Origin of the sequence: Streptomyces sp. NPDC051136, assembly GCF_044455745.1 — a bacterium.
Taxonomy (GTDB): Bacteria; Actinomycetota; Actinomycetes; order Streptomycetales; family Streptomycetaceae; genus Streptomyces.
The window spans coordinates 22,769-46,658 of record NZ_JBITFE010000005.1 but is presented as its reverse complement, the minus strand read 5'-3'; the positions used below and the strand labels follow the sequence as shown (position 1 = coordinate 46,658).

Here is a 23,890-nt window from a genome sequence, read left to right as displayed (position 1 = left end):
GCGAGGAGCGGGACCGGCGGCTCGGGCTGCGCCCCGGTCAGGGCGGCCCGGCCCGGTCGGGCGACGGGGCGGTGCGGCGTCGCCGCGGTCCGGCGCGGGCCTGGGTCGTGAGGAGCGGCACGGCGCACAGCGCGATCACCGGAAGCGCGCCCAGCAGCACGCGGGGTCCGGCCTGCGCGAAAAGGGCAAGGGTCAGCAGCACCGCGGCCGTCACGGGCAGGGCACTGTGCCGCCGCCACCGGTCGCCGCGGGTCTCCCCGTCGGCAGCCGCCCGTCCGGCGGGAACGGCACGGCCCGCGGGCGGTGCGGTGGTGAGCGCGGTGACGGCGTCCTCGATGCCGGGGCTGCGCACGGACAGCCGACGGGGGACGAGGCGGGCGTCGTCCAGGACGTCGAGGACGGCGCGCACCAGGCCGGCGCTGCCGTCGCCGGGGATCTGCAGGCTGAGCGCGGCGGGATCGAGCTCGGCGGTGTGCAGCCGGAACAGCCCGGCCGCGGTGGCGAGGTCGGCGGCGGTGGCGAAGTGGAGCCGGACGTGTCCGCCGGGCACCAGCCGCAGCAGTTCCTCCCGGGTGCCCTCCGCGACGATCCGGCCCCGGTGCAGTACGCCGATCCGGTCGGCGAGGCGGGCCGCCTCGTGCGGGCAGCGCGTGGTGAACACGACGGCGGCGCCGTCGGCGGCGAGGTCGCGCACGACCCCGCGCACGAGCCGGCGGCCCACCGCGTCGAGGCCCTCGGTGGGTTCGTCCAGCAGCGCGACCTCGGGTTCCCCGGCCAGCAGCACCGCCAGCGCCAGCCGGCGCCGCAGGTCGGCGGAGAGGGTGGCCGCGGGTACGGCCGCCGCCCGCGCCAGTCCGAGCTGTTCGACGAGGCCGGCGGCCCTGGCCCGGGCGCTCGGCGCCGACAGCCGCCGCAGCCGGGGGGTCAGGAGCAGGTTCTCTTCGGCGGTGAGGCGGCCGTCCACCGCGGGGGCCCGGCTGAGCAGCCCGGCCGCGTCCCGCACGGAACGAGGGTCGGACACGGGGTCGTACCCGGCGATCCGTATGCGGCCGCCGTCCGCTGGGGTGTGCGCCGCCAGGACGCGCAGGGCGGTGGTCTTGCCGGAGGATCCGGTGCCCAGCAGTGCGAAGGCGGTGCCGTGCGGGACGCTCAGGTGGAGACCGTCGAGGGCGGTGCGACGCCCGTACGCCTTGCGCAGCCCGCGCACCAGGACGGCCGGCGCGTCCGTGCCGGACGGCCCGGGACCGGCCCGGTGACCGCTCACGCCGCCCTCCCGCCGGTGAGCAGCGGCAGGAGCCGCGGTCCCGACACCTGCGGGGAGGACAGGAAGACGGGCGGGTTGTCGGGGTCGGTGCGCAGCCGGGGGAAGCGGTCCAGGAGGGCGCCCAGCGCGATCCTGCCTTCCAGCCGGGCCAGCGGGGCGCCCAGGCAGAAGTGGATGCCGCGGCCGAAGCCGAGGTGGGGGTTGGGATCGCGTGCGGGGTCGAACACGTGCGGCCGGGAGAAGACCTTCTCGTCGCGGTTGGCCGCGCCCAGCCAGAGCGCGACGATCTGACCCGGCAGCAGCCGCTGCCCGCCCAGTTCGACGTGCTCGGTGACGACGCGGTGGAAGACGGCGAAGGGGGTCATCAGACGCAGGGACTCCTCGATCGTGGCGGGAATGCCGCTGCGGTCGGCACGCAGCCGGGCCGTGTGTGCGGGGTGTGCGTCGAGGCAGAGGGCGGTGTTGCCGAGGAGCAGGGCGGTGGTCACGTATCCGGCGAGGAACAGCAGTTCCACGAAGGCGGTCAGGGCCGTGCCGCTCAGCCGTTCCCCGTCCGTCTCCGCGTGGACGAGCCGGCTGAGCAGGTCCTCTCCGGGGCGCCGGCGACGTTCGTCGATGTGCGCCGCGAAGTATTCGCTCATCCGCCGGGACAGGTCGTACGCGGCGTCGACGTGCCGGTTCTGCTCCGGGTTGCCGCCGACCGACGGCGGCTCGGTGCCCGGGAACAGCTCGTCGGCCCACTGCCGGAACAGGGCGTGGTCCTCACGCGGCACACCGAGCAGGCAGGCGATGACGGTGATGGGCAGCGGCTGGGCGAAGTCCCTTATCAACTCGATCTCGCGCCGGCCGTCCACGGCGTCGAGCAGCTCGCGGGTGAGCGAGGCGACGCGCGGCTCCAGGGCGGCGACGGCCCCCGGAGTGAAGGTCTTGCCGACGAGCCGGCGCAGGGCACGGTGCTCGGGCGGGTCGAGCTGGGTGAGCACGCCGTCGACGTCGTAGTCGTCGGGCTCCGGCAGGAAGTGCCGGTTCGTGTCGGAGGAGAACACGCCCGGGTCGGAGAGGACCCGGACCGTCTCGGAGTGTCCGTAGACGTTCCACACACCCTGGCACTCGTCGAAACCGACCGGCCGGGCGGGCCGGTCACCACGGAGCCAGAAGTGCTGTTCGGGCACTCCCCATCCGTCGGCGAGCCGGGCGATCGGAGAGCGCGGCAAACACGGAGGAGCCATAGCGCCATCATGACATCACATGGCGCCATGACCAAGCGGGCGCGGGTCACGATGGCGCACAGTGTGCGGTTCACGGCCGAAAGGGCGCGCATTTCCTTCCGCATTCAACAGCTACTACCTGGGAAGCAGCAGGTCATCGAGGGTCGGGCAACGGGCGAGTCAGAATGACGCCATTGTGGGGCCGCTTCGTCCGTCGACTGGCGCCGTGCGGCATACGTGCGACGACCCGGGTCCTCGTGGAAGCAGGACCCGGGTCGTCGGGAGGTCGTCGGTGGCGGTGTCAGCCCAGTCGGGCGCGGACCAGCTCCGCCACCCGGCTCCAGTGGGAGGCGAGGTAGAAGTGCCCGCCCGGCAGGACCGTCAGCTCGTGCCCCCCGGTGGTGTGCGTGGCCCAGTCGCGCGCCTCGGCCGGCGAGAACTGGGGGTCGTCGTCGCCGGTGAGGACGGACAGGGGGCACCGCAGCGGCGGTCCCGGCGTCCACCGGTAGGTCTCGGCGGCCCGGTAGTCGGCCCGCATCGCCGGCAGGATCAGCTCCAGCAGCTCCGGGTCACCGAGGATCCGGTCGTCCGTGCCGCTGAGCCGGGCGAGGTGCGCGATCAGCGCCTCGTCGTCCGCCCGGTGGACGCCTTCGTCGCGGACCATGCGCGGAGATCGCCGGCCCGACACGAACAGGGCCGCCGGAACAGCGCCCTCCGCTTCCAGCCGCCGCGCCACCTCGAAGGCCACGGAGGCGCCCATGCTGTGGCCGAAGAGGGCGAGGGGGCGGTCCTGCCACTGACGCAGCTCCCTCACGACGGCGTCGGCGAGGGCCGGGACACTGTCCACGCACGGCTCGCCACGGCGGTCCTGGCGCCCGGGATACTGCACGGCGAGCACCTCGGCGCCCGGCGCCAGGGCGGCCGACAGCGGGAAGTAGAAGGAGGCCGCGCCGCCCGCGTGCGGGAAGCAGACCAGCCGCGGCGCGTCGGTGTGTGCGCGGTGGAACAGCCGCAGCCATCCGGTTCCGGCCGCCGGCATGGTGGTGCCCGTCGCTGTCTCGCTCATGTGGGTCCTCTCGTCCCGACCGCGCCGTACGGTCTCGTCGTCCGCTCGTCTCGTGTGCGCTCGTCTCGTGTGCGCTCGTCTCGTGTGCGCTCGTCTCGGGTGCGCTCCCGGGTCGCCGGGAACGGGCAACGCCGCGCCCCGGCCGGTCAGCACCGCACGACGGTGCATCCCCAGTGCATGCCGCGGCCCATGCCGGCCAACGCCACCAGGTCCCCGTCCCGCAGGTCGCCCGACGCGACGTGGTGAGGCAGCGTGAGGAGGTGGTCCGCCGCGCCGAAGTGGCCGTGCTCCATGGAGAAGTCGAGATTGGTGCGGTCCAGTGGCACGTCGAGCCGCTCGGCGAGCGCGGTGAGCGTCTGCCGGTTGTCGTTGAGCAGGACGACCCGGGCCAGATCTCCGGGGTCGACGCCGGCCCGCTTGCAGGCCCGGGCGACCACCTCCCGCACCCGGTCGTTCATCAGGTCGATGAACGCCTCGAAACGGTCGGAGTCGTAGTCGAAGAACTCCATCATGTCCCAGGCGTCCCGCGCCGCCGGGCTCTCGTCTCCGGGGGTGAACGGCAGGGCCGCACCGCCCTGTTCCATCAGGAAGAAGTCGGCGTAGCGTCCGTCGGTGATCACCTCGCTCGCCAGCCAGCGGAACCGGTCGTGGCCGCGGTCCGCGACCGTGGCCGCCGCGCCGTCGGAGAAGAGCAGCGAATGCGTCGCCATGCGGTTCCAGTAGGTCTCGCAGGTGCGGTTCGCGCCGACGAACAGGGCCCGCCGGTAGTCCGGATGGGTCGCGAACCGGCCCGCGAGCGTGTCGAAGCCGGTGATACCGCCGTGGCAGCCCTGGCTGATCAGGACCGCCTCGGCGCGGTGGGCGCCCAGCCGGGCCTGGAGCTCGGCCGCCGGGTCCCAGTACAGGTACTCGGGGACGTCGGTGATCGCGAGCACCAGCAGGTCGAGGTCGGCCGGGTCGGTGCCCGACTCCTCCAGGGCGCGGCGGGCCGCGTCCTCCGACAGGTCGGTGAGACCGACGTCGTCGCCGGCGCGGTGGACGGCGCGGTAGCCGTACGCCAGGACCCGTTCCACGTCAGGGGTGTACTCCGACACGACGTCGGCCACCGGGACTCGTTCCCCGGTCGCCGAGCCGAACGACATCATCCCGAACACCGCAGCTCCCTCGTCATGGTCGGTCGCTCCCGTCGTCGAGCAGGGTCCGCAGCTGGTCCGGCTGCTCCAGGCGTTCCTTGAGGCGGGTGAGGAACAGGACGGCCTCCCGGCCGTTGACCACCCGGTGGTCGTAGGCGAGCCCGAGGTGCACGGTACGGACGGGAGTCGGTGTGCCGTCCTGCCCCGCTCGGTACTCCTCGCCGACGGCGCCCACCGAGACCATGCACAGCTGGGGCCACAGCACGATCGGGTGCACCAGGACGACGCCGGGGTCCGGGTTGAGCGAGACGGAGATGGCACCGCCGTCCAGTTCGGCGGCGGAGAACCCCTGGGTCAGCGCCTTCATCCGGAAGTCCATCAGGGTGTCGGCGATGTCGGCGAGGGACTGCCGGGCCGCGTCGCGGACGACCGGTACGTACAGCCCTCCGCCCGCGTCCACGGTGACCCCGACGTGCGGGGCGTCGGCGACGACGACGGTGCGCTCGTCCACCAGCGAACCGAAGAAGAGGGGAAACTCGTCGTACGCCGCGGCCACCGCCTTGATCACCGCCTCGGCGAGTCCGAACGCCTCTCCGGTCTCCTCCTCGATCCGGCCGAGCGTGTCCAGGGCCGCGTCCACCTCGGCCCGGACCACGGTGAACCCGGCCGGTACCTCGCGATGGCTCTTGGCGACCACGGCGGCGGTGCCCTGCTGGGCACGGTCGAGCGTGTGGACGGCGCCCGGTCCCGGCGGCCCTGCGGCGGGCGTCACCTCCGGCGCCTCGGCGGCGGGGGCCGCGTCCGGCGCTTCGGCGGCGGGCGCCACCTGCGGCGCCTCGGCCCGGGGGGCCGGTGCCGCCTGGCCGGGAGGCTGCGGCAGGAGGAGGCCCAGGAGCGCGCCGACGCCCCGTTCCTCCCCTTCGGACACGCGTTGCCGGAGGTAGCCGGAGACGGGCGCCGTGACGTCCTCGATGGCCTTGGAGGTCTCCAGGGACACGACGGGGTCGTCCTCGTCGACCCATGCGCCGTCCTCGGCCAGCCATTCCACGACGAGGTAGGAGGTGTCGTTGTTGTTGAGCTTGGGCACGCTCAGCGCGACGCCGTCCGCCGCCTCGTCGGTGGGCCGGACCCCGCTCGGGGCCCCGTCCCCGGCTGCGGCCGCCGGTGCGACGTCCCAGCCGGCCGCGGCCCGCACGGCGGCCTCGATGTGGTCGCGGCCCAGCAGCACCCGACTCTCCAGGTGGGCGGCGGTCGGAATGATCGAGTCGGCGGAGTTCAGCAGGATCACCGGTCCGGTCAGCGACGACCAGATCCGCTCGTACAGCAGGCGTGCCACCTCGGCGCCCCAGGTCCCGCCGGCCGTTCCCTCCTCGACGACCGCGATCCGTCCCGCCCCGGCGAGCAGCGGCAGCACCGGGTCCAGGTCCAGCGGGTACAGCCGGCTGGGGGTCAGCAAATGCACCGACCTGCCGTAGCCGTCCCGCAGCGCGCGGGCGGCGTCCAGGGCGCGGTGGGCCATGCCGCCGGGGGCGATCACGACGAGGTCGGCGGTGCCGCGCTCTCCCTCGGGGAAGGTGTGCGCCCAGCCGGTGCCGGCCGTGCCCAGCATCTCGTAGCGGTAGTCGTCACCGGCCCGGCCGTCCTGGTACATCCGCCGGGTGTAGAGCACCTTGTCCTCGAAGAAGACGGCGGGCGCGCCCTGTTCGAAGGCGGAGTCGAGCACGGCGCCGGCATCGTGGTAGGGCGAGAGCTCGTAGAGGGAGAGGTTGGGGATGCCGACGAAGTGCTTCTGCGGGCTCTGGCTGTGGGTCGGCCCGTAGCCGCGGTTGCCGCCCACCGGGCAGCGGACGACCAGCGGCACGGGGACCTCGCGGCCGTACATCGACACCGACTTGGAGGCGAAGTTCAGCACCTGGTCGAAGCCGAGGGCGATGAAGTCGCCGAACATGATCTCGACGATGGCCTTGTCACCGGCCAGGGCGAGCCCTCCGGCCACGCCGAGAATGCCGCCCTCGCTCAGCGGGGTGGACAGCACGCGGTCCGGGAACCCGGTGGAGAGACCCTTGGTGATCTTGAATGCGCCGCCGTACGGGTCGGACACGTCCTCGCCGAGCAGGTGGAGCCGCTCCTCGCGGCGGAACAGGGCGTGCAGCGCGCGATTGAGGTGCTGCGCCACACGGGGCGCGACGGTGCCGACGGCGTCGGCCGCGACGGTGGTCATACCAGATGTCCTCTCTCCGCCAGGACCTGGCGCAGGTCGCCCACGGTGCGGCAGGAACGGGCCTGCCGGGGGGTGAGTCTCACCCCGAACTGCCGGTTGACGGCGGCGACGATCTGCACGTGCCGGAGGCTGGTCCACTCCGCGTTGACGGCCGGCCCGGTGTCGTCGGTGATCTCGTCCTCGCCGATGCCCAGCACCTCGGCGACGGTCCTGTTCAGCGTGCTCACGCGGCGGCCCCCGGGTACGCGTCGACCAGGCCGGGCCACCGCGACGGCGGCCGGGCGGACACCTCCGCCACCAGATCGGCCATCAGGGCCTTGGCCCGGGCGTCCGCCGCGGCGAACCGGTCGCCGTAGTGCCTCGCGTACCGCGCGCTCCACTCCCGGGCCCGCACGTCGGCCAGTTCGGCCTCGGAACGGGTGTCGTCGCCCTTGCTGTGCGGGCCGAGCCGCAGGCAGTGGAAGTGCACGACGGCCGGGACTCCCCGTCGCACGTCCGCCACGACCGGAGCGAGTTCGGCGCGAATGGCGTTGACGTCCGTGCCGTGGATCGAGTGGTACTCGACGTCGAACGCCCGGGCACGGTCGGAGACGGTGCCGGCCAGCTGCCGCTCGGTCGGGGTCGACTGGGCGATGCCGTTGTCCTCCACGACGACCAGCAGGGGCGCCTGCCACAGGCGCGCCATGTTCAGCGCCTCGTAGACGGAGCCCTCGCCCCAGGTGCCGTCCCCGATGTGCGCGACGGCGATGCGCTCCTCGCCGGTCCGCCGGTAGTGCAGGGCGACGCCCACGGCCACGGGCAGGCTCTGCCCCTGCACTCCGGTCGACAGGAAGCCGTCCCGGTAGATGTGCTGGCTGCCGCCGACGCCGGCGCACACCGCGCCGGACCGGCCCATGATCTCCGCCAGCAGCCCGGCGGGGTCCCGGAACCGGGCGAGGTAGTGGCCGTGACCGCGGTGGTTGCTGAAGACGAAGTCGTCACGGAGCAACGGAGCCAGGGCGACCGGCACGTACTCCTGCCCCAGGCAGGTGTGGGTCGTACCGTTGAGCTGGCCCGCGGCGAACAGATCCAGCAGAGCCAGCTCGAAATTCCGTATCAACAGCAGGAGTTCGAGGTCGTCATCGGCCAGCTCGGTGATTTCCGGCGCCATCTCGGCCGCCTGAACACGCATGTCTTCTCCGCTTTCTCGACAATGTGGCGGGATGCGAGGCTGTTCAGGCCAGGTCGGCCGCCATGGCCTCGGCCAGGCTCTTCGGACGCATGTCGGTCCAGTTCTCGTTGATGAAATCGAGGCAGGCCTGACGGCTGTCCTCACCCTTGGCGACGGTCCAGCCGGCGGGTACGTCGGTGAAGGACGGCCAGAGGGAATACTGCCCCTCGTCATTCACGAGCACCAGATACACGCCGTTTTCATCCTCGAAGGGATTCGCCATTTGTTTCCCCTTCCCAGAAGGAAGTCGTCGGTAAGTCAGGCGGGTTCTCGAAGGCTATACGGCCTTCGAACGCGGTGACCATCCTCGGCCCGGCGGTGTCCTGGCGACGGGACACCCGGCGTCGGTGCGGGCCTTGAAGCACCTGCGTCCGCCGGTCTAGCGTGACGACGCCACGTTCTCCGACGACGGCGACGATTCCGCTCCGGAAGCGTCCGGGCCGCGTCATTCACGGACACCGGACTTCGCGGCCGAATTCCTTGCCCCCGGCAGGGCGAGTCGCGGGGCCGACCGGCACCACCACACCCGTCCCGGACTCCGGGCGACGCATTTTCGGCACGCCCGCAAGACCTTTGAACGCACCTGCGAGAACGACAGGAGGAACTCCCATGCAGGTTTCCGCGGCGAGCGACGAGACGGCCGGCGAATACAGCCGGCCGGACATCGAGCGCTCCGTCGTCGAGTGGCTGCGCGCCGAGCTGGACGATCCGGAAATCGTCGGGTCCGACAACTTCCTCGACATCGGAGGTCATTCGCTGACCTTCGCGCATTTGAACAGGTACCTCGGCGACACCTTCGGCATCGCCCTGGACAACAGGATCACCTACTCCGAGCAGCTCAGCACGGCCGTCGCGCAGGCGCGGCCGGCCGAGCAGGGCTGACCGCGAACCGCAACTGAGGGGGCAGGACATGACCACCACCGCACGGAGCGAATTCTCCCTGTCGGACGAGGAAGTGGCGTCGTTCCACAAGAACGGCTACATCGGCCCGCTGACCATCTACACCCCCGAGGAGATGGACGAGATGTGGAAGGAGGTCCGGCGCGAGTCGCTGGACCGCACCCACGCCGCCTATCCGGAGGTGGACAAGGGCGTCGGTGCACCCAACATCTTCAACTACGACCGGCACCTCGACGTCGACCTGCTCGCCCGGCACGCGTGCAACCGCCGGATCGTCGAGCGCGTGGCGTCCCTGCTGGGCCCCGACCTGCTGTGCTGGCGTTCGGAGTTCTTCCCGAAGTACCCGGGCGACGAGGGCACCGACTGGCACCAGGCCGACACCTTCGCCAACGCCAGCGGCAAACCGCAGCTGCTGTGGCCGGGCGAGACGGAGGACAACTTCGGCGCCGGCACGCTGACGGTGTGGACGGCGTTCACCGACTCCACCAAGGAGAACGGCTGCCTCCAGATCATCCCGGGCACGCACCGCCAGATGAACTACGACGAGACCAAGCGGATGGACTTCGACGAGAGCCGCATCAACTCGGAGGTCAAGGACGGTGTGCCGCGCGGCTTCTTCGGCTACGACTACCGCCAGCTCCAGCACGACCCGGACTGGAAGCCCAACGAGGAGGACGCGGTCTCGCTGGTCATGGAGCGCGGCCAGTGCGTGATCTTCCTGTCGACGCTGATGCACGCCTCGCTGCCCAACATCAGCACGGGCAAGAAGTACCGGATGGGCTTCGCCACCCGCTATGTGCCGACCAAGGTGCAGATCTACCCCGGTACCGACCACATCGAGGAGTACGGCGGCAGCATCTCGCTGGAGAAGTGGTCGGCCTTCCTGGTCAGCGGCCGTGACGAGTACGGCCACAACAAGATCACCGACAAGACGCTGCGGGGCACCCCGATCCACGAGGCGTGAACCCCGTACGCGTCGGATGATCGGACGTCCATGACACAGGAGCACCGGCCGGTGGTGGCCTTCGTCCCGCCCTCGTGCTGCGGCACCGGCTACTTCCGGCCGCTCAGGCGTGCCCTGGGCGACCGGATCGAGTTCCGGCCCGTGGAACTGCCCGGACACGGCCGCAGGTTCGAGGAGCCGTGCCTGGTCACGGCGGACGACGCGGTGCGCGACGCGGCCGGGCAGCTCGGCGGTCCGGTCGACGCCGTGTACGGCGAGAGCCTCGGCGCGTACGTCGCCCTGGCGGTGGCGGCGACGCTCCGGCAACCGCGGCCGCCGCTGCTGTTCGCCGTGTCCAACTCACCTCCGTCGGCCCGTGAGCCGCTGGACCCGGCGGAGGTGACGTCCATCGAGTCGGCGGTGGCCGTGCTGACGGCCATGGGCGGTGAGATCCCCGCGGAACTGGTCGCGGACCCGGTGCTGGCGGCCGGAGCGTTCCCGCTGATCCGGGACGACCTGCGCCTGGCCGGCTCGTTCGTCGCGGCCCACCGGAACACCCGCTCACCCGGTGACATCCAGGTCGTCGCCGGGCTCGACGACACCGCGTCCTCGGACCTCGCCGCGTGGTCGCGGCACACCGAGGCGGGCTGCTCGGTGCTGCGGCTTCCGGGCGGGCACCTGCTCTCCGCCGTCAACCCGTCGGGCGTGGCCAAGGCGGTGCTCGACGCGCTCTCCGGCCGGACGGCCGAGGCCTTCCCCCAGGTATGAGGACGAGAGATGACGACAGCGTTAGCCGCCGGGGCCGTCCCCGCGATCGGCCACCACCACCTGCTGCTGCTCCTCACCCAGGTCTGCGTGTTCCTGACCGCCGCGGTGGTGCTGGGCAGGCTGGCGACCCGGCTGGGGCTGCCGGCCGTGGTCGGCGAGCTGAGCGTGGGCGTGCTGCTCGGCCCGTCGATGTTCGGCGATCTGCTGCCCGGTCTGTCCGACTGGCTGCTTCCGCCGGACGCGGACCAACGGCATCTGCTGGGCGCGGTCGCCCAGCTGGGCGTCCTGTTGCTGATCGCCGTCACGGGCGCGCACATCGACCTGGGCCTGCTGCGACGCCAGGGGCGGGCCGTGGGCCTGGCCAGCGCGGGCGGTGTGCTGCTGCCGCTCGCGCTCGGCTTCTGCCTCGGGCTCCTGACGCCCGGTTCGCTGATGGCGCCGGGCGCCGAGCGCGTCACCTTCGCCCTGTTCATCGGCATCGCCCTGGCGGTCAGCGCACTGCCGGTGATCGCCAAGACCCTCCTGGACATGAACCTGCTGCACCGCAACGTGGGGCAGCTGATCATCGGCGCGGCGGCCGTCAGCGACATCGTGGGCTGGCTGCTGCTGTCGCTGGTGTCGGCCATGGCGACGGCGGGTGTGCACTTCGGCCTGGTGGCCAAGAGCATCGGCTACCTGGTCGCCGTGCTGGCGTTCACCCTGTGGGTGGCCAGACCGGTCGCCGCGCGGGTGCTGCGGTACGCCGCCCGGCCGGACAGGCCCGAAGGGACGACGGCCGCGGTGGTCGCCATGATCATGGCCTCGGCCGCGGCGACCCACGCCCTCGGCATGGAGCCGATCCTCGGCACGTTCCTGTGCGGCATCGTCATCGGCTCCCTGGGGCCGGCCGGCCGCGCGGCCCTCGGCACGCTGCGTCCGTTCGTCATGGCCGTGCTCGCCCCGCTGTTCTTCGCCACCGCCGGGCTCCAGGTCGATCTGACCGCGCTGGCCCGCCCGGAGGTGCTGGCCGCCGCGGTGGTCGCGCTCACCGTGGCCACGCTGGCGAAGTTCGCGGGCGGTTACCTCGGGGCCCGCGCCGGCCGGCTCGGCCACGCCGAGGGGATGGCCATCGGGGCGGGGCTCAACGCCCGGGGCGTGATGGAGATCGTCCTGGCCGGCGTCGGTCTGCAACTCGGGGTGCTCACCAACGCCACGTACACGGTGATCATCCTGATCGCCGTCGTGACCTCGGTCATGGCGCCGCCCCTGCTGCGCCGCGCCACCCGCCACATGCCGAAGACGGCGGCGGAGACCGAGCGGGAGAAGGAGTTCAGCACGGCCTGAACCGCCCTGCGCGAGGACACCGGCCGCGGGGGGGGGGGGGGGGGGGGGGGGGCGGGGGGCGGGCGGGGGGGGGGGGGCGGGGGCGGGGCGCGGGGGGGCGCGCGGCCCGGTGCGCGGTCTGCCCGCCCCGCCCGCGCCCCCCCCCGGGGGGGGCCCCCCCCCCCCGGGCGCCCCCGCCCCCCCCCCCCCCCCCCCCCCCCCCCCCGCCGCGGTGGTCCCGGTGCGACGTGCACCCGCGCTCGCGCGGCACGGGACGACCCCGCGACGGACGCAGGCACGGGCGCGCGGCACGGGTACGGGACGACTACTTGGCGGCAGACGCACGCGCGGGCACGGCACGGGGACGGGCACGGCATGAGGACGGGCACGGCCCGTGCGGCCCGCACCCCCGGGGTGCGGGCCGCTCGGGCGGAAGGTCAGCGGGCGGCCGGGTCCGGGAGCGCCGACCGGTCGAGTTTGCCGTTGGGGGCGAGCGGGAGGCGGGGCAGGGTGACGAACGCCGCCGGGATCATGTAGGCGGGCAGCCGCTCGGCCACGTACCGGCGCAGCGTGCGCGCGGACGGTGCCTCGGGGGCGCCGTCCGGGCCGGCGAGGACCAGATAGGCCACCAGGCGGCTGCCGCCGGATCCCGGATCCGGGCGCAGCGCCACCGCGGCCTGGGCGACACCCGGGTGCCGTGCGAGAGCGGCCTCGATCTCGGCGGGTTCGATCCGGAAGCCGCGCACCTTCATCTGGCCGTCGCCGCGCCCGACGTGCTCCAGGAAGCCGTCCGCGTTCCAGCGGGCCAGGTCCCCGGTGCGGTACATCCGCGATCCGGGAGGTCCGAACGGGTCGGCCACGAAGCGCTCGGCCGTCGCCCCGGGCCTGCCGTGATAACCGCGGGCGACCGACCCGGCGACGTACAGCTCGCCGGTCACGCCGGGGGGTACCGGAACCAGGCCGGGGCCGAGGACATAGGTCCGCATGTTGTCCAGCGGCCGGCCGATGGGCACGCCGGCGCCCCGCCAGCCGTCCGGGACGGTGAACGCGGTGGCGTAGAAACTCTCGGTCTGGCCGTAGGCGTTGACCACGCGCGCCCCGGGGACCGCGGCGCGCAGCCGCTCCACCAGGTCCGCGGGCAGCCGCTCACCGGCGAACATCAGGACGTCGGCGTGGACTCTCCCGGCGATGCGGTCGGTGAGTCCGGCGAACACCGACGGCACGGTGTGCAGCACACCGCCCCGCCAGCCGCTCCGCTCGCCGAGCACCAGGACGTCGCGCACGACCTCCACGGTGGCGCCCGTGGTGAGCGCGGTGAACACCTCGAACACGGAGACGTCGAAGTTGATGGAGGTTCCGGCCAGTACCCGGGTGCCGGGCCGGACACCGGCCACGGCCGCCAGGCGGGTGACGCCGTTGACGATGTTGGCGTGGGTGACGGCCACGCCCTTGGGGACCCCCGTCGAACCCGAGGTGTACATCACGTACGCCAGGTGGCCGGGCCCAGCGGAGACCCGGCGGCCCGTCGCCACGGGATCCCGGAGCGCGAGGTCTTCCATGAGACACACCGGGGCGGTGGGGTCCGGGAGGTCCCCGGCGGTCTCTCGGTCGGTCAGCACGAGGTCCGGTGCCGCGTCGCGGAGCAGGAAGGACAGCCGCTCGGCCGGGTAGCGGGGGTCGACCGGCAGGTACGCGGCGCCGGACTTCAGGATGCCGAGCAGGGCCACGACCAGGTCCGCGGAGCGGGGCAGGGCCAGGGCGACGAGGGACTCCGGGCCGGCGCCGGCCCGGAGCATCCGTGCCGCCAGCGTGCCGGCGCGCTCGTCGAGCTGCCGGTACGTCAGCGACTGCGCGCCGCACACCACGGCGACCGTGTCCGGGGTGGCCGCGGCCTGCCGGGACACCAGGTCGGGCAGCGAGCCGTCCGGGGTGGGTGCCCGGCGGCCCACCAGTTCCTCCAGCAGCAGTCGGTGTTCGGCGGGATCGAGGACCGTCGCCGTGCTCACCGCGCTCCCGGGGCGGTGGGCGAGCTGCCCGAGCACCCGGGTGAAGCGGTCCGCCAACGCCTCGGCGCCGGCCGGGTCGAAGAGGTCGGCGGCGTACTCGAGCCGGCCCGCCGGCGCCCCGTCACCGGCCCCGAAGCCGTGCGGGAAGCGGAGCACCAGGTCGGGCACGGGGTTGCCGGCGAGGCCGCGGTCCTCGGTGATCGACAGGCCGGCCGGCACCCGCCCGGACGGCCAGCCGACGGCCTCGCCGGTGGTCACCGTCACCGGGAAGAGCGGGTGCCGGTCCGCGGGGGCCTGCGGGGTCAGTTCGGCGACCAGCCGGGCGAACGGCACCCGGGTGTGCTCCCGTGCGGCCTTGGTCCGTTCCAGCACCCGGTCGACCAGGTCGGCGAAGGAGGGGTGGCCGGACACGTCGGCGCGCAGCACCCAGGTGGTGCCGGGCAGATCGGGCGCCGCCCCCGAGGCGATGTGGACCCCGACGGGCAGGTCGGTGCCGGCGCCGAGCTGGTGCAGCAGGGCGCACAGGGCCGCCTGGATCACCATCGCGGGGCTCGCACCGCGGTCCGCCGCGACCTTGTGCACGGCTTCCGCGACGCGCTGGTCCAGGACCAGCGGCACGCTGCCGGTGCGGCCGCTCGCCACCGCGGGGCGCGGGTGGTCGTACGGCAGCGGCAGCGTGTCCGGCGCCTGGGCGAGCGCCGCCCGCCAGTGGGCGGCCTCGGCCTCGACGACGGCGTCCGTCCCGGCCGGGGCCGGTCCGGTGCCGGCGCCGTGGGGTCGCGCCGTGTCGCGGCCCGGGCGGGCGGCGGGCGGCTCCTGGCCGGCGCAGCGGGCGGCGAGGGCGTCCGCCAGATCGCGCACCAGCGCCGCGGCGGGCCGGTCCTGCACCGCGAGGGGATGCAGGACCAGGACGAGGACGTGCTCGTCGGCGGCCGTGCGCAGAATGCGGGAGCGCAGCGGCGGTTCGGCCGTCAAGTCGAACGGGCGCTCACGCAACTCCCGTACCGCGTGCGCGAGATCACGCGGGGCCACGGCTTCCACCCGCGGGCGCGGACCGGCCTTTGCCGGGGGCGGCACCCGCCGGGCGGGAGTCCCGGAGGCGTCCTCGCACAGCAGTGAGCGCAGGATGTCGTCGCCGGCCGCCGCGTCGGCGACCGCTGCGGCCAGGGCGGCGGCGTCGAGGTGTCCGCTGAGACGCCACACGAGAGTGGTGTGCCGGGCGCCCTCCGCACCCTGCGGGCTGCGGGCGGACCGCAGGCACTGCTGCGCGAACGACAACGGGATCATGCGTACCTTCTCCTTCGGCGTCCTGCTGGTGTCGTCGTCCGGCCGCGGCCCACCGCCCGCCGCTTCCGGCGGACCGGTCAGTCCTGTCGGGGCGCGGCCGCCTGACCCGGCACGGCCGCCTGACCGGGCACGGCCAGGGGACCCGCCGGGGCGAGCAGTTCGGGCGTCAGGTCGCGGACGCTGCCGCAGCCGCCGAGCGTCAGCGCGAGATCGAGTTCGGCGAGCAGGCAGCGCAGCACGTGCCGCACACCGTCGCGGCCGTCCAGGGCCAGGCCGTACAGGTAGGGCCGGCCGAGGAGCACCGCGTCCGCGCCGAGCGCCAGCGCCTTGACCACGTCGGCGCCGGTGCGCACACCGGAGTCCACGAGCACCGGCGCGCCGTCCCCCACGGCCGCGCGTACGGCGGGCAGGCAGTCCAGGGCGGCGACCGTGCCGTCGAGCTGCCGGCCGCCGTGGTTGGAGACGATCACGCCGTCGGCGCCGTGCTCCAGGGCCGCGCGGGCGTCGTCGGGGTGCAGGACGCCCTTGACGAGGAGGGGCAGGTCGGTCAGCCGCCGCAGCCACGGCAGCCGGTCCCAGGTGAGCGCGGGGTTGGCGGAGACGGCCGCCCAGTGGGCCACGGCCTCGCGCGGCCCGGCCCCCGGGGGCAGCGCCGCGTTGAAGACCGGATCGGAGGTGAAGTTGGCCAGTCCGGCACCGTGCAGGAAGGGCAGGTAGCCGTGGTCGAGGTCGGTGGGGCGGTAGCCGAAGGCGGGGTTGTCGACGGTGAGGACCAGTGCGCCGTAGCCGGCGGCCTCGGCGCGCCGCACCAGGGACTCGGCGAGCGTCAGGTCCGAGGGCCAGTACAGCTGGAACCACCGCGGCTGTGAGCCGGCCGCCGCGGCGGCCTCCTCCATGGAGTGGGAGGAGAAGGACGACAGCACGAAGGGCAGGCCCACGTCGGTGGCGCCGCCGACGGACGCGAGTTCACCGCTGGGGTGGACGACGGTCTGGGCGGCGACGGGCGCCAGCAGCACCGGTGCGGCCAGGTCCTGTCCGAACAGCCGCACCCCCAGGTCGCGCCGGGTGATGCCGCGCAGCATCCGGGGCACGATCCGCCACCGGTCGAACGCCTCGCGGTTGCCGCGTCCGGTCGCGCCGCTCCCGGCGTCGCCCACGACGTAGCCGTACGCGGACGGCGCCAGCACCTGGCGCGCCGACTCCTGGAGGGTGGTGAGGTCGGTGGAGAGGCGGGACGACCGGCCGTCCGGTCCGGCGAGGTAGATCTCCCGCACCAGGTCGGCCGGCGGGCCGGCGGTGCGGACGGCCAGGTCCTCGCGGATCCGGCCGGCGAGCAGCCGTGCGCTCTGCCCCGCCCGTTCGGTCAGTGCGAAGTGGCCGCCGGGATGCACGGCGAGAGTGTGTGCGGCGGAGGTGTGCCGGGCCCAGCCGCGCATCTGGTCGGCGGTGTTCTTGGGATCGTCCTCGGCGAGCAGGACGGTGAGGGGGACGCCGAGCGCGGTGTCCGGATCGCACCGGTAGCGGCGCAGCATGCGGTGGTCGGCGCGCAGCAGGCGCAGCACCTCGGCTCGCAGGTCGGGTTCGGCGAGCAGGGCTTCGGGCACGCCGCCCAGTCGCCGCAGCCCCGCGACGACCGCCTCGTCGTCGAGGCTGTCGAGGTCCGGCTCCTGCCAGTCGTCGGCGGGCGGCCGGGCGGCGGAGACGAAGAGGCGGGCCACGACGGACTGCCGGGCCAGCAGCCGGGCCGTCTCGAAGGCGGCCAGGGCGCCCATGCTGTGGCCGAGGAGGAACAGGGGGCGGCCGGTGTACGGACCGAGCGCGGCGGCCGTGGCCTCGGCGACCTCGGTGACGTCGGCGGCGCAGTCCTCGCCCCGGCGGTCCTGGCGGCCCGGGTACTGCACGGCGAGCAGGGCGATGTCGTCGGGCAGCGCCGCGGCGAGGTCGGCGAAGGCGGTGGCGGTGCCGCCCGCGTGCGGGAAGCACACCAGGCGGGCGACCGGGTCCTCGTCGGCGGGGAAGGCCCGCAGCCACCGGGAGGACCCGGTGACGGACCCGCGGCGGGCGGCCGGGACCGCGGGAGCGTCGGTGCGCGCGGGGCCCAGGGTCGCGGTGGTGCGTTCGGTCATGTCCTCGGTGTCCCGTCCTCGATGGTGGTGGGCAGCTGGTCCAGCAGGTGGCGCAGGCGCTCTCCCAGCCGGGCGCGTTCGGCGGCCGCGAGGGCGTGGCCGGCGACCAGTGCCTCGACGCCGGCCAGCGCGTCGGACAGGGGGTCGTCGGCCGTCTCCCCGGGCAGTTCGGTGCGCAGGTGGCCGACCAGCTCGCGAGGTGTGGGCCAGTCGAAGGTGAACGTGGCAGGCAGGCGCACTCCGGTGGCGGACGCGAGGCGGTTGCGCAGTTCGACGGCGGTCAGCGAGTCGAAACCGATCTGGTCGAAGACGCTGTCCGGGCCGACCTCCGCCTCCGAGGTGTGGCCGAGCACGGTCGCGACCTCGCGCAGGACCAGACCCATGAGGTCGCCGCCCGCCGTGCCGTCCGGCGTACCGGGATCCGGCGCGGCGGGCGCCGCGGGGGACGCCGTGTCCGGCCGGGCGCCGGCGGCCGGGGCCGCCGCGGGAGGCGCCGCGGGGGGCGCGACGTCGTCGAGCAGGGCCGGCAGGGTCCCGTCGCGGCGCTGCTCGGCGAGCCGCTCCCGGTCCCACCGGGCGGCCACGGCGACGGGCGTGCGCTGCTCCAGCGCGGCGTCCAGCAGGCCCAGGCCGCGGGCGGCCGCCAGCGGCCGCACTCCGAGCCTGGCCATGCGGGCGACGTCGGCGCCGGTGAGGGCGGCGCCCATGCCGCCGGCCGTGTCCCACAGCCCCCACACCAGGGACGCGCCGGGCAGGCCGTCCGCCCGGCGGCGCTCGGACAGGCCGTCCAGGAAGGCGTTGCCGGCGGCGTACGCGGCCTGTCCGGCGGAACCGAGGGTGCCGGCCAGCGAGGAGTAGACGACGAACGCCGACAGGTCGCGCCCGGCGGTCAGTTCGTGCAGGTTGACCGCCGCGTCGACCTTCGGCCGCAGGGCGCGGTCGAGTTGTTCGAAGGTGAGGGCCGACAGCAGCGCGTCGTCGACGACGCCGGCGGCGTGGACGACGCCGCCGATCCGGATGCCTTCGGCGTCGAGGCCGTCGAGGGCGGCGGCCAGCGCGTCGCGGTCCGCGGCGTCGCAGGCGAGGACGCGGACCTCGGCACCGAGGCCGCGCAGTTCTTCCAGGTCGCGGGCCGCTTCCTCGCCGGGCGCGCCGCGTCCCATCAGCACGACGTGGCGTATGCCGTGCCCGGCGACCAGGTGGCGGGCGGTGAGCCGGCCGAGCCAGCCGAGTCCGCCGGTGACGAGGACGGCCCGCTCGGTGTCCCAGACGGGGCCGGGCAGTTCGAGGACCACCTTGCCGATGTGCCGGGCCTCGGCCAGGTGACGGAACGCCTGCGGCGCGTCGCGCAGGTCCCAGGCGGACACCGGCGGCGGCCGGAGCGCGCCGGACTCGAAGAGGGCGAGCAGCGCGCGGAGCATCTCCTGGATGCGGTCGGGTCCCGGTTCGCGCACGTCGTAGGCGCGGTAGCGGACGCCGGGATGCTGCCGTGCGACCTCGGCCGGGTCCCGCCGGTCGGTCTTGCCCATCTCCAGGAAGCGGCCGCCGCGGGGCAGCAGGCGCAGCGAGGCGTCGGTGTAGGGCCCGGCCAGGGAGTTGAGGACGACGTCGACGCCCGCCCCGCCGGTGGCGTCGAGGAAGCGCTGCTCGAAGTCGAGGTCGCGGGAGGAGGCGATCCGGGTGCCCGGCAGACCGGCGGCGCGCAGCGCGTCCCACTTGCCGGGCGAGGCGGTGGCGTAGGCCACGGCTCCGAGGTGCTGGGCGAGTTGCAGGGCGGCCGTGCCGACCCCGCCCGCGCCGGCGTGCACCAGGACCGACTCCCCCGCGCTCAGCCCGGCCAGGTCCACGAGGCCGTAGTAGGCGGTCAGGTAGGTCACCGGGACGGCCGCGGCCTGCTGGTACGTCCATCCCCGGGGGACGGGGCAGACCAGCCGCCGGTCGGTCACGGTGATCGGTCCGATGCCGGAGAAGAGACCGAGGACCCGGTCGCCGGGGCGCAGGTCGCTGACTCCCTCGCCGACGTCGAGGACCACACCGGCGCCCTCACCTCCCTGGCCCCGGTCGCCGGCGTCGGGGTCCACCGAGGGCGGGATCACCCCGAGGGAGAGCAGGACGTCCCGGAAGTTGAGGCCGGCGGCCCTCAGCCGCACCCGGACCTGGCCGGGTCCCGGCGGCCGGTCCGCCTCCGGCCAGGGTTCCAGGGACAGGTCGGCGAAGGACTTCTTGCCGACGTAGTCGAGCCGCCAGGTGCGGGTTCCGGCCGGCGGGAGCAGTCCGCCGCGTTCCGGGGCTTCGGAGAGCAACGGCCGGTGGGCGGTGCCGTCGCGCAGGGCGAGTTGCGGCTCGCCGGTGGCCACGGCGGCGGGCAGGGCGGCGCGGGAGGCGTCGCTGCCGTCGTCGTCGACGAGGACGAAGCGGCCGGGGTGTTCGGCCTGCGCCGCACGCACCAGGCCCCACACGGTGCGGTGGGCGAGCCGGCCGGGTGCCCCCGTGCCGGTCACGGTGACCGCCTCGCGGGTGCGGACGACCAGACGGGTGCCGGCGAGCCGCTCGTCGTGGATCAGGAGCCGGGCGGCGTCCACCACCGCGTGCAGGACGCCGCGTACGGCGGCCGGGTCGCCGTCGGCGTCGGCGCAGCCGAGCAGGACGACCTCGGGGGCGGGGGCTCCCGCGGCCAGGGCGTCCGCGAGGGCGGCCGCGTCGGCGAGGGCTTCGCCGGGGCCGACCCGCGTCCAGCGGCCGGTGTCCGCCGAGGGGAGCGGCTCGGTCAGGGAGGTCCAGCGCGGCAGCAGGAGGCCGGCGGCCGGTGCTGCGGGGCCCGAGGGGAGCGGGCGCAGGCTCAGCGAGTCGACCGAGGCCACCGGCCTGCCGTCGGCGTCGGCCACGTCGACGGCGACCGCGTCCGCCCCGGCGGGTGTCAGCCGCACCCGGAGCGGTCCGGTCGCCGCCCGGTGGACGCGCACACCGGACCAGAGGTAGGGCACCAGGCGCCGGCCGTCCTCGGCGATCCCAGCCGCGGCGAGGGGGTGCAGGCAGGCGTCGAGCAGGGCGGGATGCAGGGCGTACCGTCCCTCGGGCCACCGCTCGGCGGTCGGCGCCACCTCGGCGAAGACCTCGTCGCCGCGCCGCCACATCGCGCGTACGCCCCGGAAGACGGGTCCGTACTCCAGTCCTCGCGCGGCCAGGTCCTCGTACAGCTCGCCGGGCGGCACCGCGACGGCTTCGGCACCCTCGGGCGGCCAGTCGACGAGGGGGGCGTCGTCGCCGGGCCGGGCGGGGGCCGGTCCGGCGAGCGTCCCGTGGGCGTGCCGGATCCATTCCCCGGGTTCGGGCCCGTCGGCGCGGCGGGCGTGGACGGTCACGGTCGTCGTGCCGTCGTCGGCGGGTGCGGCCAGCAGCACGCGGAGCTGGATCTCCGCGTCGCGGGGCACGGGCAGGGGTGCCTCCAGGACCAGTTCGCCGACCGGTCCGCGGTCCTCGTCCCGGGCGGCGCTCGCCACCAGGTCGAGCAGTGCGGTGCCGGGCAGCAGCACCTGTCCGGCGATCCGGTGGTCGGCCAGCCACGGGTGGGCGGCGAGGGAGAGCCGCCCGGTGTACACGGTGCCGGCCGGCGGGGGCAGCTCGGCGGTGGCGGTGAGCATCGGGTGGTCGCATCGGGCGAGCCCGGCCGCGCCGACGTCGCCCGGGGTGTCCGTCCGCTCGATCCAGTAGGTGCGGCGCTGGAAGGCGTACGTCGGCAGCGGGACGCGACGGGCTCCGCGGCCGGCGAAGACCGCCGCCCAGTCGGTGGGGGTACCGCACGCGTGCAGCCGGGCCAGGGCGGTCAGCGCGGCCGCCGGTTCGGGCCGTCCCCGGCGCAGGGCCGGGACCAGGGCGTGGGCGGCCGGGTCGGCGAGGCAGGCGGAGGCGGTCGCGACGAGGTCTCCGGCGGGCCCGAGGTCGAGGAACCGGGTGCAGCCCAGTTCGCCCAGGCTGCGCACGCCGTCCTGGAACCGGACCGTCTCGCGGGCGTGGCGGACCCAGTACTCGGGGTCGGCCAGGTGGCCGGAGGGCACCGGTTCGCCCGTCAGGTCGGAGACGACGGTCAGGTGCGCCGGGCGGAAGGTCAGGCTTTCGACGACGCGCCGCAGTCCGTCGAGGGCGGGCGCCATCAGGGGCGAGTGGAAGGCGTGGCTGACGGGCAGCCAGGTGGCCTTGCCGCCGGAGGCCTCGAACCGCTCGACGAGGCGCACCAGTTCGTGCCGGTCGCCGGAGAGCACGGTGGCGGCCGGGCCGTTGACGGCGGCGAGGGAGACGCGTTCGGTGTGGCCGGCGAGGAGTGCGGCCGCCTGTTCCTCGCTCGCCCGCAGCGCGACCATGGCGCCGCCGGCCGGCAGCCGCTGCATGACCCGGCCCCGGGCGACCGCCAGTTCGGCGGCGTCGGCCAGCGAGAGCACGCCGGCGGCGTGGACGGCGGCGATGGCTCCCACCGAGTGCCCGAGGACCGCGTCCGGCCGGACGCCCCAGGATTCGAACAGCCGGAAGAGCGCGACCTCGCAGGCGAACAGGGCGGGCTGGGTGTACTCGGTGCGGTGCAGCAGCGCGGCCTCGGCGGAGCCCTCCTGCGCGAACAGCACGTCGCGCAGGGGGCGCTCCAGCCTGGCGTCCAGTTCGGCGCACGCGGCGTCGAAGGCCTCGGCGTAGGCGGGGAACTCCGCGTACAACTCGCGCCCGGCCCCGATCCGTTGGGAGCCCTGCCCGGCGAAGAGGAACGCCGTGCGGCCGTCGGCGGCGGTGCCCCGGACGGCGGCCGGGTGGTCGGTGCCGCCGGCCAGCGCCCGCAGGGTGTCGCGCAGCTCCGCCTCGTCGCGGGGCAGCAGCACGGCGCGGTGCGCGAGGTGGGCGCGCGTGGTGGCCAGTGAGTGGCCGAGGTCGACCGGGCGCACCGGGCGCCCGCTCACCCGGTCGAGGAGCCGGGCGGCCTGGTCGCGCAGCGCGGCCTCGCCTGCCGCCGACAGCGGGACGGGGACCACGGGCAGCGGGGCGGCACCGTCCTCGTCGGCGGCGGCAGGGGCCGGTTCGACGTCCTGTTCCAGGATGACGTGGGCGTTGGTGCCGCTGATGCCGAAGGACGACACGGCGGCCCGGCGGGGGTGGTCGTGTTCCGGCCACGGGGTGGCCTCGGTCAGCAGTCTCAGCGCCCCGTCGGACCAGTCGACGTGCGGCGTGGGTTCGTCGGCGTGCAGGGTCCGGGGCAGTACGCCGTGCCGCATCGCCTGCACCATCTTGATGACGCCCCCGACACCGGCGGCGGCCTGGGTGTGGCCGATGTTGGACTTCAGCGAGCCGAGCAGGAGCGGGTGGCCGGCGGGGCGGCCGGCGCCGTAGACGGCCTGGAGGGCCTGTGCCTCGACGGGGTCGCCGAGGGAGGTGCCGGTGCCGTGCGCCTCGACGGCGTCGACCTCGCCGGCGGGCACGCCGGACGTGGCCAGGGCGTCGGCGATGACGCGTTCCTGGGCCCGGCCGCTGGGGGCCGTCAGGCCGTTGCTCTCGACGCTGTGGTTGACGGCGCTGCCCCGGACGACGGCGAGCACCCGGTGGCCGAGGCGGCGGGCGTCCTTGAGCCGTTCCAGGAGCAGCAGGCCGGCCCCCTCGGCCCAGCCGGTGCCGTCGGCGGACGCGGCGAACGACTTGCAGCGGCCGTCGGCGGCGAGTCCGCGCTGCCGGCTGAACTCCACGAACGGCATGGGGGTGGACATGACGGTGGCCCCGCCGGCCAGGGCGAGCGAGCACTCGCCCCGGCGCAGTGCGGCACTGGCCAGGTGCAGGGCCACCAGGGAGGAGGAGCAGGCGGTGTCCACGGTCATCGCGGGGCCGCGCAGGCCGAGGGTGTAGGCGACGCGTCCGGAGGCGACGCTGCCGGCGCTGCCGAGTCCGAGGTAGCCCTCGTACTCGGCCGGGGCGGGATCGAGGCGCGAGCCGTAGTCGCCGTACATGGTGCCGACGAAGACCCCGGTGCGGCTGCCGCGCAGGGCCGACGGGTCGAGTCCGGCCTCCTCCAGGGCCTCCCAGGCGGTCTCCAGCAGCAGCCGGTGCTGCGGGTCCATGGCGTGGGCCTCACGCGGGCTGATGCCGAAGAACTCCGCGTCGAACCGGGCGGCGTCGGCGAGGAATCCTCCCTCCTTCACGTACGAGGTGCCGGGGGCGTCGGGGTCCGGGTCGTAGAGGGAGGCCAGGTCCCAGCCGCGGTCGTCGGGGAAGGGCCCGACGGCGTCGACCTCGTCGGCGACCAGCCGCCACAGGTCCTCGGGGCCGGTGACGCCGCCGGGGTAGCGGCAGGCCATGCCGACGATGGCGATCGGGCCCGACGTCTGCCCGGTGTCGCGGGCGGCCGCCCTGAGGCGCTCGTTCTCCTTCAACGCCGCCCGCAGCGCGTCGACGACTTGCTCGTGGGATGTGGCCGTCATCGTGTCTCTC

At 74.8% G+C, this 23,890-nt stretch carries 15 protein-coding genes; 4 read left to right on the top strand and 11 right to left on the bottom strand.

What is annotated here, in order from left to right:
• Positions 1–37: 37 nt before the first annotated feature.
• The 8 genes from ACIBCJ_RS15490 to ACIBCJ_RS15455 form a co-directional block, all read right to left on the bottom strand.
• Positions 38–1,264 carry an ABC transporter ATP-binding protein gene (locus ACIBCJ_RS15490; RefSeq protein ID WP_365981516.1) on the bottom strand — a complete coding sequence of 409 codons (1,227 nt, stop codon included), beginning with the start codon at positions 1,262–1,264 and terminating at the stop codon, positions 38–40.
• Entirely contained in the window at positions 1,261–2,436 is a 1,176-nt protein-coding gene (locus ACIBCJ_RS15485; protein ID WP_365981517.1) for a cytochrome P450, read from the bottom strand. The genes ACIBCJ_RS15490 and ACIBCJ_RS15485 overlap by 4 nt, the downstream gene beginning before the upstream one ends.
• A 337-nt stretch (positions 2,437–2,773) precedes the next feature.
• Positions 2,774–3,538 (bottom strand): alpha/beta fold hydrolase, encoded by a 765-nt coding sequence (locus tag ACIBCJ_RS15480; RefSeq protein ID WP_362103164.1) that lies wholly within the window; start codon positions 3,536–3,538, stop codon positions 2,774–2,776.
• 146 nt (positions 3,539–3,684) lie between these two features.
• Positions 3,685–4,683: a 3-oxoacyl-[acyl-carrier-protein] synthase III C-terminal domain-containing protein gene (locus ACIBCJ_RS15475; RefSeq protein ID WP_362103184.1), complete on the bottom strand. Its 999-nt coding sequence runs from the start codon at positions 4,681–4,683 to the stop codon at positions 3,685–3,687.
• A 22-nt stretch (positions 4,684–4,705) separates the two neighbouring features.
• Positions 4,706–6,892 carry a 2-oxo acid dehydrogenase subunit E2 gene (locus tag ACIBCJ_RS15470; RefSeq protein ID WP_365981518.1) on the bottom strand — a complete coding sequence of 729 codons (2,187 nt, stop codon included), beginning with the start codon at positions 6,890–6,892 and terminating at the stop codon, positions 4,706–4,708.
• Entirely contained in the window at positions 6,889–7,119 is a 231-nt protein-coding gene (locus ACIBCJ_RS15465; RefSeq protein ID WP_362103166.1) for an acyl carrier protein, read from the bottom strand. Before ACIBCJ_RS15465 ends, ACIBCJ_RS15470 begins: the two co-directional genes overlap by 4 nt.
• Positions 7,116–8,063, bottom strand: coding sequence for a thiamine pyrophosphate-dependent dehydrogenase E1 component subunit alpha (locus ACIBCJ_RS15460; protein ID WP_362513590.1), 948 nt, complete (start codon positions 8,061–8,063; stop codon positions 7,116–7,118). Before ACIBCJ_RS15460 ends, ACIBCJ_RS15465 begins: the two co-directional genes overlap by 4 nt.
• Positions 8,064–8,106: 43 nt before the next feature.
• Positions 8,107–8,325 carry an MbtH family protein gene (locus ACIBCJ_RS15455; RefSeq protein WP_362103168.1) on the bottom strand — a complete coding sequence of 73 codons (219 nt, stop codon included), beginning with the start codon at positions 8,323–8,325 and terminating at the stop codon, positions 8,107–8,109.
• Between the two features lie 386 nt (positions 8,326–8,711).
• Here ACIBCJ_RS15455 and ACIBCJ_RS15450 point away from each other — a divergent pair, with 386 nt between their 5' ends.
• The 4 genes from ACIBCJ_RS15450 to ACIBCJ_RS15435 are packed head-to-tail and all read left to right on the top strand — an operon-like array spanning position 8,712 to position 12,036.
• The gene (locus ACIBCJ_RS15450; protein ID WP_362103169.1) at positions 8,712–8,984 is read left to right on the top strand and encodes an acyl carrier protein; all 273 of its coding nucleotides are present in this window, start codon (positions 8,712–8,714) and stop codon (positions 8,982–8,984) included.
• 28 nt (positions 8,985–9,012) lie between these two features.
• Positions 9,013–9,966, top strand: a complete 954-nt coding sequence (locus ACIBCJ_RS15445; protein WP_365981519.1) for a chlorinating enzyme — start codon at positions 9,013–9,015, stop codon at positions 9,964–9,966.
• 30 nt (positions 9,967–9,996) lie between these two features.
• The gene (locus ACIBCJ_RS15440) at positions 9,997–10,713 is read left to right on the top strand and encodes an alpha/beta fold hydrolase (protein WP_365981520.1); all 717 of its coding nucleotides are present in this window, start codon (positions 9,997–9,999) and stop codon (positions 10,711–10,713) included.
• A 9-nt stretch (positions 10,714–10,722) separates the two neighbouring features.
• Positions 10,723–12,036, top strand: coding sequence for a cation:proton antiporter (locus ACIBCJ_RS15435; RefSeq protein ID WP_362103172.1), 1,314 nt, complete (start codon positions 10,723–10,725; stop codon positions 12,034–12,036).
• 416 nt (positions 12,037–12,452) lie between these two features.
• Here the strand turns inward: ACIBCJ_RS15435 and ACIBCJ_RS15430 are convergent, their stop codons facing one another.
• The 3 genes from ACIBCJ_RS15430 to ACIBCJ_RS15420 all read right to left on the bottom strand — a co-directional run bounded on the left by ACIBCJ_RS15430 (position 12,453) and on the right by ACIBCJ_RS15420 (position 23,880).
• Entirely contained in the window at positions 12,453–15,308 is a 2,856-nt protein-coding gene (locus ACIBCJ_RS15430; RefSeq protein WP_365981521.1) for an amino acid adenylation domain-containing protein, read from the bottom strand.
• A gap of 77 nt (positions 15,309–15,385) precedes the next feature.
• Positions 15,386–17,434: an alpha-hydroxy-acid oxidizing protein gene (locus ACIBCJ_RS15425; protein ID WP_365981522.1), complete on the bottom strand. Its 2,049-nt coding sequence runs from the start codon at positions 17,432–17,434 to the stop codon at positions 15,386–15,388.
• Positions 17,431–23,880: a type I polyketide synthase gene (locus ACIBCJ_RS15420; RefSeq protein ID WP_365981523.1), complete on the bottom strand. Its 6,450-nt coding sequence runs from the start codon at positions 23,878–23,880 to the stop codon at positions 17,431–17,433. The genes ACIBCJ_RS15425 and ACIBCJ_RS15420 overlap by 4 nt, the downstream gene beginning before the upstream one ends.
• Positions 23,881–23,890 lie beyond the last annotated feature (10 nt).

What these genes read in the sequence shown, in the direction of transcription:
- ACIBCJ_RS15425 (WP_365981522.1), bottom strand. Translation starts at nt 17,434, where the DNA reads ATGACCGAACGCACCACCGCGACCCTGGGCCCCGCGCGCACCGACGCT.
- ACIBCJ_RS15470 (WP_365981518.1), bottom strand. Translation starts at nt 6,892, where the DNA reads ATGACCACCGTCGCGGCCGACGCCGTCGGCACCGTCGCGCCCCGTGTG.
- ACIBCJ_RS15480 (WP_362103164.1), bottom strand. Translation starts at nt 3,538, where the DNA reads ATGAGCGAGACAGCGACGGGCACCACCATGCCGGCGGCCGGAACCGGA.
- ACIBCJ_RS15430 (WP_365981521.1), bottom strand. Translation starts at nt 15,308, where the DNA reads ATGATCCCGTTGTCGTTCGCGCAGCAGTGCCTGCGGTCCGCCCGCAGC.
- ACIBCJ_RS15420 (WP_365981523.1), bottom strand. Translation starts at nt 23,880, where the DNA reads ATGACGGCCACATCCCACGAGCAAGTCGTCGACGCGCTGCGGGCGGCG.
- ACIBCJ_RS15445 (WP_365981519.1), top strand. Translation starts at nt 9,013, where the DNA reads ATGACCACCACCGCACGGAGCGAATTCTCCCTGTCGGACGAGGAAGTG.
- ACIBCJ_RS15450 (WP_362103169.1), top strand. Translation starts at nt 8,712, where the DNA reads ATGCAGGTTTCCGCGGCGAGCGACGAGACGGCCGGCGAATACAGCCGG.
- ACIBCJ_RS15435 (WP_362103172.1), top strand. Translation starts at nt 10,723, where the DNA reads ATGACGACAGCGTTAGCCGCCGGGGCCGTCCCCGCGATCGGCCACCAC.
- ACIBCJ_RS15475 (WP_362103184.1), bottom strand. Translation starts at nt 4,683, where the DNA reads ATGATGTCGTTCGGCTCGGCGACCGGGGAACGAGTCCCGGTGGCCGAC.
- ACIBCJ_RS15455 (WP_362103168.1), bottom strand. Translation starts at nt 8,325, where the DNA reads ATGGCGAATCCCTTCGAGGATGAAAACGGCGTGTATCTGGTGCTCGTG.
- ACIBCJ_RS15460 (WP_362513590.1), bottom strand. Translation starts at nt 8,063, where the DNA reads ATGCGTGTTCAGGCGGCCGAGATGGCGCCGGAAATCACCGAGCTGGCC.
- ACIBCJ_RS15440 (WP_365981520.1), top strand. Translation starts at nt 9,997, where the DNA reads ATGACACAGGAGCACCGGCCGGTGGTGGCCTTCGTCCCGCCCTCGTGC.